The organism is Mycobacterium sp. (genome assembly GCF_050701515.1).
Classification (GTDB): Bacteria; Actinomycetota; Actinomycetes; order Mycobacteriales; family Mycobacteriaceae; genus Mycobacterium.
This window is the reverse complement of record NZ_JBOGDB010000291.1, coordinates 1-9919: the sequence shown is the minus strand read 5'-3', so window position 1 is coordinate 9919 and position 9919 is coordinate 1. Positions and strand designations below refer to the sequence as shown.

12 protein-coding genes are annotated in these 9919 nt (G+C 68.9%); 1 reads left to right on the top strand and 11 read right to left on the bottom strand.

Annotation, left to right across the window (positions count from 1 at the left end; genetic code table 11):
- Window positions 1-62: 62 nt before the first annotated feature.
- From trpC to ACRDU5_RS21560, 3 genes are all read right to left on the bottom strand, one after another.
- Complete coding sequence (gene trpC, locus ACRDU5_RS21570) at window positions 63-881, bottom strand: indole-3-glycerol phosphate synthase TrpC (protein WP_526617029.1); 819 nt, start codon at window positions 879-881, stop codon at window positions 63-65.
- A gap of 84 nt (window positions 882-965) precedes the next feature.
- Window positions 966-1559 carry a TIGR02234 family membrane protein gene (locus ACRDU5_RS21565; RefSeq protein WP_526617028.1) on the bottom strand — a complete coding sequence of 198 codons (594 nt, stop codon included), beginning with the start codon at window positions 1557-1559 and terminating at the stop codon, window positions 966-968.
- Entirely contained in the window at window positions 1556-3082 is a 1527-nt protein-coding gene (locus ACRDU5_RS21560; RefSeq protein WP_526617027.1) for an anthranilate synthase component I, read from the bottom strand. Before ACRDU5_RS21560 ends, ACRDU5_RS21565 begins: the two co-directional genes overlap by 4 nt.
- Window positions 3083-3132: 50 nt before the next feature.
- On the opposite strand from ACRDU5_RS21560, the gene ACRDU5_RS21555 reads away from it, so the two are divergent.
- Window positions 3133-3597: a peroxiredoxin gene (locus ACRDU5_RS21555; protein WP_526617026.1), complete on the top strand. Its 465-nt coding sequence runs from the start codon at window positions 3133-3135 to the stop codon at window positions 3595-3597.
- Window positions 3598-3735: 138 nt separating this feature from the next.
- Here ACRDU5_RS21555 and ACRDU5_RS21550 read toward each other — a convergent pair whose 3' ends face one another.
- The 8 genes from ACRDU5_RS21550 to hisD all read right to left on the bottom strand — a co-directional run.
- Entirely contained in the window at window positions 3736-4377 is a 642-nt protein-coding gene (locus tag ACRDU5_RS21550; RefSeq protein ID WP_526617025.1) for a dienelactone hydrolase family protein, read from the bottom strand.
- Between the two features lie 34 nt (window positions 4378-4411).
- Window positions 4412-4759, bottom strand: a complete 348-nt coding sequence (hisI, locus tag ACRDU5_RS21545) for a phosphoribosyl-AMP cyclohydrolase (protein WP_526617024.1) — start codon at window positions 4757-4759, stop codon at window positions 4412-4414.
- 28 nt (window positions 4760-4787) lie between these two features.
- On the bottom strand, window positions 4788-5576 hold the full coding sequence (gene hisF, locus ACRDU5_RS21540) for an imidazole glycerol phosphate synthase subunit HisF (protein WP_526617023.1): 789 nt from the start codon (window positions 5574-5576) through the stop codon (window positions 4788-4790).
- 6 nt (window positions 5577-5582) lie between these two features.
- Window positions 5583-6317, bottom strand: a complete 735-nt coding sequence (gene priA, locus ACRDU5_RS21535) for a bifunctional 1-(5-phosphoribosyl)-5-((5-phosphoribosylamino)methylideneamino)imidazole-4-carboxamide isomerase/phosphoribosylanthranilate isomerase PriA (RefSeq protein ID WP_526617022.1) — start codon at window positions 6315-6317, stop codon at window positions 5583-5585.
- Between the two features lie 19 nt (window positions 6318-6336).
- A complete protein-coding gene (gene hisH, locus ACRDU5_RS21530) occupies window positions 6337-6957 on the bottom strand; it encodes an imidazole glycerol phosphate synthase subunit HisH (protein WP_526617021.1) in 621 nt (206 codons plus the stop codon).
- The gene (hisB, locus tag ACRDU5_RS21525; protein ID WP_526617020.1) at window positions 6954-7568 is read right to left on the bottom strand and encodes an imidazoleglycerol-phosphate dehydratase HisB; all 615 of its coding nucleotides are present in this window, start codon (window positions 7566-7568) and stop codon (window positions 6954-6956) included. Before hisB ends, hisH begins: the two co-directional genes overlap by 4 nt.
- Window positions 7565-8707, bottom strand: a complete 1143-nt coding sequence (locus ACRDU5_RS21520) for a histidinol-phosphate transaminase (RefSeq protein ID WP_526617019.1) — start codon at window positions 8705-8707, stop codon at window positions 7565-7567. The genes hisB and ACRDU5_RS21520 overlap by 4 nt, the downstream gene beginning before the upstream one ends.
- Window positions 8707-9919 (bottom strand): histidinol dehydrogenase (gene hisD, locus ACRDU5_RS21515; RefSeq protein ID WP_526617018.1); only part of this gene is annotated, 1213 nt, incomplete at its 5' end. The genes ACRDU5_RS21520 and hisD, both read right to left, overlap by 1 nt.

The window sequence follows — 9919 nt, the reverse complement described above, 5'->3', positions numbered from 1 at the left end:
GTCGGTTCGGCGACGGCCGCGCTGGAATGCGGCAGATCCGGGCCGGCGAGATCGGCCACTTCTCAGCGTGCGGGTTTCGGGCAGGACGGATGCGTGCCTGCGGTAACCAAATCGGCGACGGCGCCGCGCGGATCACCACTGGTGACCAGACCCTCGCCGACGAGCACGGCGTCGGCGCCCGCACCGGCGTAGGCCAACAGATCGGCGGGGCCCCGGACACCCGATTCTGCGATGCGGATGACGTTTGTCGGCAACCCGGGAGAAATCCGCGCAAAGCAATCCCGGTCGACGTCCAAGGTCTTCAGGTCACGCGCATTGACACCGATCACCTTGGCGCCGGCCTGTAGCGCGCGATCGGCCTCCTCTTCGGTGTGCGCCTCGACGAGTGCGGTCATCCCAAGCGACTCGGTGCGATCCAGCATCGACACCAACGCGGACTGCTCGAGTGCGGCCACGATCAGCAGCAGCATATCGGCGCCGTGCGCGCGGGCCTCGTGAATCTGATACGGCCGAACGATGAAGTCCTTGCGCAGCACCGGGATTGACACTGCGCCGCGTACCGCATCCAGGTCGTCAAGCGAGCCGCCGAACCGGCGCTCTTCGGTCAGCACGCTCACGATGCGCGCCCCGCCGTCCTCGTAAGCTCGTGCCAGCTTCGCCGGATCGGTGATCGACGCAAGAGTTCCTCGCGACGGGCTCGCCCGCTTCACCTCGGCGATGACGCCGATGCCGGGCTCACGCAACGCCGCCATCACATCCAGCGGTGGCGCGGCAGCCATCGCGGCTTGTTTTACCTCAGCGAGACTGACGACGGCCTCACGAGCGGCGACGTCGGCACGGACACCGTCGATGATGGAGTCGAGCACGGTCGCCGAAGTCATAACCCGTCGACTCCCTTCGCGTGCGTGCCGAATCGCTCCCGGACGATCTTCACCGAAGGGTAGCCGTAGCGGCAGCACCGTCCGTCACCGACCCTCGGTGTCGGGTTTGGTGGGGTCGCGACCCTCGTCGAGGGCATCCCACAGCGTCCGCTCCGACATCGCGTCGGCGGCTTCGTCGTGTTGTGCCGCCGCCCGCCGCGCTGCGGGTGCGGCGTACTTGCCCGCACCGGACGTCGCGATCGCCGCCGAGCGCATCAGCAGCACCGCGCCGACGAGCGCGCACACCGCGGCCACCAGAGTCACCACCGCGCCCCCGTAGTGCCGCTGGCTGTCGACCAGCGACGCCACCGGGATTTGCGCAAGGTCGGCGCCGCGGACCGCCACATCACGGATCACCCACAGGCTGACCGCCAGGTAGGCCATACCGGCGCTCGCCACGGCGACCAGGATCGCCAGCAACCGCAGAATCCACCCCCGCACCGCAAGCGCAGCGACCGCCGCGGCCAGCAACAGCAGCGCCAGCGGGATCAGCGCCGTCGACCACGACGCCCCGGACAGCACCGCGGTCTTCGGCTGGCCGAGCCCGTCGAAGGACCGCACCTCGACCCAGGTGAGGCGGGACGCGATCCACAGTGCCAGTGCCGCCAGCACCAGCGCTACCTGCGCGGTCCGGGTCACGGCTCGGTCAGCGTCTCCGCCGCGGCGATGGCGTTGAGCACCGCCTTGGCCTTGTTCGCGGCCTCGGTGTACTCATAGGGCCCGTTCGAATCGGCCACGACTCCCCCGCCGGCCTGCACATAGGCGGTGCCGTCGCGCATCAGCGCGGTGCGGATGGCGATCGCGAAGTCGGCGTTGCCGGCGAAGTCGAGGTAGCCCAGCACGCCGCCATACAGGCCCCTGCGGGTTTTCTCGACCTCCTCGATGAGCTCCATGGCCCGCACCTTCGGCGCGCCCGACAGGGTTCCCGCGGGGAAGCACGCGGTCACCGCGTCCAGCGCGGACTTGCCCTCGGCCAACAATCCGGTCACCGTCGACACCAGGTGCATGACGTGGCTATAGCGCTCGATATGGCTGTAGTCCTCGACCCGCACCGTGCCGGGCACGCAGACCCGGCCCAGATCATTGCGGCCGAGGTCCACCAACATCAGGTGCTCGGCGCGTTCCTTTTCGTCTTCCTGCAGCTCCTTCTCGAGCAGCACGTCCTCTTCCTCGGTCGCGCCGCGCCACCGCGTCCCGGCGATCGGGTGCGTCGACGCCCGGCCGTCCTTGACCGTGACAAGTGCTTCGGGACTCGACCCGACGATCGAAAAGTCCAGTCCGCCAGACTCGTTGGGCACATTCAGCAGGTACATGTACGGGCTGGGATTGGACACCCGCAGCATCCGGTAGACGTCGATGGGGTTGGCGTCGGTGTCCATCTCGAACCGTTGCGACGGCACCACCTGGAACGCCTCGCCCGCCTCGATTTCACCGACCAGCCGCTCGACGATCTGCCCGTATTCGTCGATGGTGCGCTGCGCGCGGTGCAGCGGTTCGGGCCGGCTGAAGGTGGCCACCGTGGACGACAAGTTCTTGCCGAGCGCCTCGGTCATCACGTCCAGCCGCGCGACGGCGTCGTCGTAGGCCCAGTCGACGCGCTCGTCGGTGCCGTTCCAGTTCACCGCGTTGGCGATCAGGGTGATGGTGCCCTCGTGGTGGTCGACGGCGGCGACGTCGGTGGCCAGCAGCAGCAGCATGTCCGGCAGGTTGAGGTCGTCGACGGCCAGTTCGGGCAGCCGTTCCAGCCGACGCACCAGGTCGTAGGCGAAGAAGCCGACCAACCCCGACGACAGCGGTGGCAAGCCGGGCAGCGCCGCGGTCTCCAGCAGCTCCAGCGTGGCCCGCAGTGCCTGTAGCGGATCGCCGCCGCGCGGCGCGTCCTGCGGCGTGACGCCCAGCCATACCGCCTCGCCGTCGCGGACCGTCAGCGCGGACGGGACACCGGCGCCGATGAACGACCACCGCGACCAGGACCGGCCGGTCTCGGCCGATTCCAGCAAGAACGTGCCCGGACGGTTGGCGGCCAGCTTGCGGTACGCCGACAGCGGCGTCTCGCTGTCGGCCAGCACCTTTCGGGTCACCGGCACCACTCGGTGCTCGGCGGCCAGCGCCCGGAAGTCCTCGCGCGACGTGGTGACAGCGAGGTTGGCGGTCGATTGCACGTTCTAATCCTCCCAGACCGGCGACCGGCGACCGGCGTAGCGTGACGTCCATGAAACGTGGTGACCGGGTAGCAGAGTTCGAATTGCCAGACCAGACGGGCGCGGCGCGAAGCCTCTCGGCTTTGCTCGCCGACGGCCCCATCGTGTTGTTCTTCTATCCCGCGGCGATGTCACCCGGCTGTACCAAGGAGGCCTGCCACTTCCGCGACCTCGCCGGCGAGTTCGCCGCCGTCGGCGCCTCGCGTGTCGGCATCAGCACCGATCCGGTCGCCAAGCAGGCGAAGTTCGCCGACACCCAGAACTTCGACTATCCGCTGCTGTCCGACTCCGACGGCAAGGTCGCCAGCCAGTTCGGCGTCAAGCGCGGGCTGCTCGGCAAGCTGATGCCGGTCAAGCGGACGACGTTCGTCATCGACACCGACGGGACCGTGCTCGATGTCATCTCCAGCGAGTTCAGCATGGACACGCACGCCGACAAGGCGCTGGAGGTTCTGCGGCAGCGGCAGAGCGCGTAAGCCGTCGCGATTTTCGTTGATTTCTGCGTCAGGGTCGTTGCGCGCCGAGAATCACAGCCCTCACGCAGAATTGGGTGCACCGCCCGACGGCTGAAGTGGCAGGCGATCTCGGCGGAGGGCACGATGGGTGCCCACATATCAATGACGGACATACCGCGTAAACCAGGCGGCGGCAAGCTCGGCGACCCGCTCCAGCGCGCCGGGCTCTTCGAAAAGATGCGTGGCGCCGGGAATCACCTCGATGTGTTGGTCCGCCGACATTTCGCGACTGGCCAGACGATTCGCCTCGAGGATCCGGGGATCTCGGCCGCCAACGATCATCAGCGTCGGCGCTTCGACGTCATGCAGGGCGTCGCCGGCGAGATCCGGCCGGCCACCACGCGACACCACAGCCCGCACCGACTGGTCTCCGGCGGCGGCGATCAGGGCCGCCGCGGCGCCGGTGCTCGCACCGAACAGCCCCACCGGAAGGCCCTTAACGGCCTGGTGTTCGCGCATTCGGTCGAGCGCCGAGAGCACGCGGTCGGCGAGCAAGCCGACGTCGAACCGGAGTTCGCCGGTTCGCAGATCGGTCTGTTCCTCACTCTCGGTGAGCAGGTCCAGTAGCAGGGTGGCGAAGCCGTCGTCCCTCAGCAGCTGAGCAACGAGGCGATTGCGGGGGCTGAAGCGGGAACTGCCCGTTCCATGAGCGAAGACGACCAGGCCAACGGAATTCGGCGGGACCTCGAGGTCGCCGAGCAATTCTGTGCCGCCCGACCCGACGGCGACGGGGAGGGACATACCCAGAGGTTTACCGAGGTGCCGGCATTCGAAACTAATCCTCCGGCCCGAGCAGCACGTCGGCGTCGAAGCAAGTGTGGTCGCCGGTGTGGCAGGCGGCGCCGACCTGGTCGACCTCCAGCAGCACCGTGTCACCGTCGCAGTCCAGCCGCACCGAGTGCACGTGCTGGGTGTGGCCAGACGTCTCGCCCTTGACCCAGTGCTCGCCGCGCGAGCGCGAGTAATACGTCGCCTTGCGGGTCTCCAGCGTGCGGGCCAGCGCGAGGTCGTCCATCCACGCCACCATCAGCACCGCGCCGGTGTCGCGCTCCTGCGCGACCGCGGTGACCAGCCCGTTGGCGTCGCGCTTGAGCCGCGACGCAATGTTCGCATCGAGTGTCATCTCGGCCCTCTGCTCTTCGCGCAAGCGCTCATCGGACGACGATCCCTTCTGCCGCCATCGCCGCCTTCACCTCGCCGATGGTCAGCTCCCGGAAGTGGAAAACGCTGGCGGCCAGCACGGCGTCGGCACCTGCAACAACGGCAGGAGCGAAATGTTCCTTCACGCCCGCTCCACCACTGGCGATCACCGGCACGGTGACGGCGCCGCGCACGGCCCGCAGCATCGGCAGGTCGAATCCGGCCTTGGTGCCGTCGAAGTCCATCGAATTCAGCAGGATCTCCCCCACCCCGAGCTCGGCACCGCGGGCCGCCCATTCGACGGCGTCGATGCCGGTGCCGCGTCGTCCGCCGTGCGTGGTCACCTCCCAACCCGACGGCGTCGGTTCCGAATCCTGCGGAACCGTGCGGGCGTCGACCGACAGCACGATGCACTGCGAGCCGAACTGGCGGGCAAGCTCGGCCAGCAGTTCCGGGCGCGCGATCGCCGCGGTGTTGACGGCGACCTTGTCGGCACCCGCGCGCAGCAGCACGTCGACGTCGGCGACCGAACGCACCCCGCCGCCGACGGTCAGCGGGATGAACACCTGCTCGGCGGTGCGCTGCACCACCTCCAGCATGGTGGCTCGCCCCGACGACGACGCTGTCACGTCAAGGAATGTCAGCTCGTCGGCGCCCTCCCGGTCATAGGCCGCGGCGAGTTCGACGGGATCGCCGGCGTCGCGGAGGTTTTCGAAGTTGACGCCCTTGACCACCCGGCCCTCGTCGACGTCCAGGCACGGGATGATGCGAACCGCGAGGTCGGCCTTGCTGAGCGCCATCGCCGCCTACTGCCTTACCGCGGCCAGCGCCTGCGGCAGCGTGAATCGCCCGGCATACAACGCCTTTCCGATGATCGCGCCCTCCACTCCGCTGCCGGTGAGGGTGGCGATGGCGCGCAGGTCGTCGAGGCTTGACACACCGCCCGATGCGATCACCGGGGCCTCGGTGCGTTCGGCGACACCGGCCAATAGCTCGAGATTCGGCCCGGTCAGGGTGCCGTCCTTGGTGACGTCGGTGACGACGAATCGCGAACATCCCTGGTTGTCAAGGCGTTCCAGCACCGGCCACAGGTCGCCGCCGTCGGTCTCCCAGCCTCGGCCGCGCAGCCGGTGCTCGCCGTCGACGATGCGTACGTCCAGCCCGACGGCCACCGCGTCGCCGTGCTCGGCGATCATCCGCGCACACCACTCCGGGTTCTCCAGCGCCGCGGTGCCGAGATTCACCCGCGCGCAATCGGTAGCCAGCGCGGCCTTCAGCGATTCGTCGTCACGGATGCCGCCGGAGAGCTCTACGGCAACATCGAGCTTGCCGACGACCTCGGCCAGCAATTCGCGGTTCGACCCTCGGCCGAACGCGGCATCCAAGTCGACCAAATGGATCCATTCGGCGCCGCCGCGCTGCCAACCCATCGCGGCGTCCAGCGCGGAGCCGTACTCGGTTTCGCTGCCGGCCTGCCCCTGCACCAGCCGCACGGCACGGCCGTCAACCACGTCGACGGCGGGCAAGAGAATCAACGGCACGGCGGACAACCTAGCGTCCTCACAGGTCCGACACCCAATTGGTCAGGAGCGTGGCGCCGGCATCGCCGCTCTTCTCCGGGTGGAACTGGGTGGCGGCCAGCGGTCCATCCTCGACGGCGGCGAGGAACGGCACATGATGGGTGGCCCAGGTCAAAAGCGCGTCGGGGTTGCCCTCCCAGGCCTGCGCGGCATACGAGTGCACGAAGTAGAACCGGGTGGTCGGGTCCAGGCCCTTGAACAGCGCGCTGCCCGCCGCGGCGTCGACGACGTTCCAGCCCATGTGCGGGATCACCGGGGCGTCGAGGCGGACGACGGCGCCGGGCCATTGGCCGCAACCCTGCGCCTCGACCCCGAATTCCACGCCGCGCGCGAACAGGATCTGCATGCCGACACACACCCCGAGCACCGGCCGTCCGGCGGATACCCGCTCGGCGATGATCTTGTCCCCGCCGATGCCCCGCAGCCCGTCCATGCACGCGTGGAACGCGCCGACACCGGGCACCACCAGCCCGTCTGCCGATGCGGCCGCGTCGGCGTCGGGCGTCACCTCGACGTCGGCGCCGGCGCGCTGCAATGCCCGCTGAGCCGACCGCAGGTTGCCGGAACCGTAGTCCAGGACAACGACCGACTTCCTTGTCACAGTGTGCCTTTGGTGGACGGCACGCCCGTCACCCTGGGATCGAACTCGACGGCCTGACGCAGCGCGCGGGCCACCGCCTTGTATTGCGCCTCGGTGATGTGGTGCGGGTCGCGGCCGTACAGCGTCCGCACGTGCAGCGCGATGCGCGCGTTCATCGCGATGGTCTCGAACACGTGCCGGTTGACCACGGTGTGGTACGGGACCTCCGAGCCCGCAATCGTGGTGTGCAGCATGTGTTCCGGCTCGCCGGTGTGCACGCAGTACGGGCGCCCGGACACGTCGACGGCGGCGTGCGCGAGCGTTTCGTCCATCGGGATCCACGCGTCGCCGAACCGGCGGATGCCCTTCTTGTCGCCGAGCGCCTCGCGCAGCGCCTGGCCCAGCACGATCGCGGTGTCCTCGATGGTGTGGTGTCCCTCGATCTCGACGTCGCCGGTGGCGCGGACGGTCAGGTTGAAGCTGGCGTGGCTGCCCAGCGAGTGCAGCATGTGGTCGTAGAACGGAACACCGGTGTCGACGTCGACGACGCCGCTGCCGTCCAGGTCGAGCTCGACGACGATGTCGGATTCCTTGGTCTTGCGTTCGACTTTCGCGCGACGGTGCTTGGTCACTGTGCTCCTATCCGTGCGCTGGCGTCCAGCAGCGCATCGTTCTCCACGGCCAGTCCGATGGTGGCGCGCAGGTAACCGGGGATACCGAGGTCGCGGATCAAGATGCCGGCGTCCAGGTAGCGCCGCCAGGTCGCCGGTGCGTCGGTGAATTCGCCGAACAACACGAAGTTCGCATCGCTGGGGATCACTCGAAATCCGATGCCAGTCAATGCTTCCGTCACACGCTCACGTTCGTCGATCAGCTTTGCGACGCTGGCCAAGGTGTCGTCGGCGTGCCGCAGCGCGGCGCGGGCGGCGGCCTGAGTGATCGATGACAGGTGGTACGGCAGCCGCACCAGCAGCATGGCGTCGACCACCGCGGGGGCGGCGATCAGATAACCCAGCCGGCCGCCGGCGAACGCGAAGGCCTTGCTCATGGTGCGGGTCACGACGAGCTTGGTCGGAAACTCGCCGACGAGGTTGATCGCGCTCGGCTGCGACGAGAACTCACCGTAGGCCTCGTCGAGGATCAGGATTCCGGTGGTCATGGCTTCGAGCAGCCGGCGTAATTCGTCGAGTGAAACGCTTTGGCCCGACGGGTTGTTCGGGCTCGCGACGAAAACGATGTCGGGATTGTGCTCCTTGATCGCGTGCACCGCGACCTCGGCATCGAGGCTGAAGTCGTCGGCACGGTTGGCGACCAGCCACTCGGTCTGGGTGCCACCCGCGATGATCGGGTGCATCGAATACGACGGCACGAAGCCGATCGCGCTGCGGCCCGGACCGCCGAACGCCTGCAGTAGCTGCTGCAGGACCTCGTTGGAACCGTTGGCGGCCCACAGGTTTTCCACGCCGACCTCGACACCGGTCTGGGCGGTCAGGTACGCGGCCAGGTCGGTGCGCAGCGCCACCGCATCGCGGTCGGGATAGCGATGCAGATCGCCCGCGACGGCGCGGACCGAACTCGCTACGTCGTCCACCAGGGCTTGGGTTGGCGGGTGCGGGTTCTCGTTGGTGTTCAGCCGCACCGGCACCGCGAGTTGCGGTGCGCCGTAGGGAACCCTGCCTTGCAGGTCATCGCGCAACGGCAGGTCGGCCAGCGTCACGCGGCGTCCGGGAGTGTCGGTCGATGTTGTCTGTTCTTCGCGCGAGCCGCTCATCACCGTTCGAACCTCCGGCGCACCGCCTCGCCATGGGCCGGCAGATTCTCCGCCTCGGACAGCGTGATCACATGCCCGGTCACGTCTTTGAGCGCCGCCTCCGTGTAGTCGACGACGTGGATGCCGCGCAGGAAGGTCTGCACCGACAGTCCGCTGGAGTGCCGGGCACAGCCCGCGGTCGGGAGCACGTGATTGGAGCCCGCGCAGTAGTCGCCGAGGCTGACCGGCGACCACGCGCCGACGAAGATCGCACCGGCCGAACGGATCCGGGCCGCGACACCGGGCGCGTCGATGGTCTGGATCTCCAGGTGCTCGGCGGCATAGGCGTTCACGGTCTGAATGCCGGCGTCCAGGTCGTCGACGAGCACGATCGCCGACTGGCGCCCGGTCAGCGCGGCGGTCACGCGTTCGCGATGCACCGTCGTTTCGAGCTGCGTGGCCAGTTCACGCTCGGTGGCGTCGGCGAGCTCGGCGCTCGGGGTGACCAGCACGCTGGCGGCCATCTCGTCGTGCTCGGCCTGACTGATCAGGTCGGCGGCCACATGCCCGGGATCGGCGGTGTGGTCGGCCAGGATGACGATCTCGGTGGGGCCGGCCTCGGCGTCGATGCCGATCTCCGAGCGGCAGATCCGCTTGGCCGCAGTCACATAGATATTGCCCGGGCCGGTGACCATGTCGACCGGTGCCAGTTCCGCGCCGTCGGTGTCGGTTCCGCCGTACGCCAGCAGCGCCACGGCCTGCGCGCCGCCCACGGCCCACACCTCGTCGACGCCGAGCAGACGGGCGGCGGCCAGGATGGTGGGGTGCGGCAGCCCGTCAAACTCGGCCTGCGGTGGGCTGGTGATCACCAGCGAGTCCACCCCGGCGGTCTGGGCGGGCACCACGTTCATCACCACGCTGGACGGGTAGACCGCGTTGCCGCCCGGCACGTACAGCCCGACCCGTTCGACCGGGACCCAGCGCTCGGTGACCGTGGCGCCGGGCGCCAGCGTCGTCGTGGTGTCGGTGCGCCGCTGGTCGGCGTGCACGGCGCGGGCCCGCTCGATGGCGACCCGCAGCGCCGCGCGGACGTTCGATGACAACCCGTCGAGTGCGGTCTGCAGCTCGGCGGCCGGTACGCGGACCTGCGGGGGCCGCACACCGTCGAACGACTCGCCGAACTCCAGCGCGGCGGCCGCGCCGCGGGCGGCGACCGCCTCCACGATCGGACGG

Bases quoted from the DNA above. Each gene is read 5' to 3' on its own strand.
- trpC (WP_526617029.1), bottom strand. From the start codon at position 881: ATGACTTCGGCGACCGTGCTCGACTCCATCATCGACGGTGTCCGTGCC.
- ACRDU5_RS21555 (WP_526617026.1), top strand. From the start codon at position 3,133: ATGAAACGTGGTGACCGGGTAGCAGAGTTCGAATTGCCAGACCAGACG.
- ACRDU5_RS21550 (WP_526617025.1), bottom strand. From the start codon at position 4,377: ATGTCCCTCCCCGTCGCCGTCGGGTCGGGCGGCACAGAATTGCTCGGC.
- hisI (WP_526617024.1), bottom strand. From the start codon at position 4,759: ATGACACTCGATGCGAACATTGCGTCGCGGCTCAAGCGCGACGCCAAC.
- hisF (WP_526617023.1), bottom strand. From the start codon at position 5,576: ATGGCGCTCAGCAAGGCCGACCTCGCGGTTCGCATCATCCCGTGCCTG.
- ACRDU5_RS21520 (WP_526617019.1), bottom strand. From the start codon at position 8,707: ATGAGCGGCTCGCGCGAAGAACAGACAACATCGACCGACACTCCCGGA.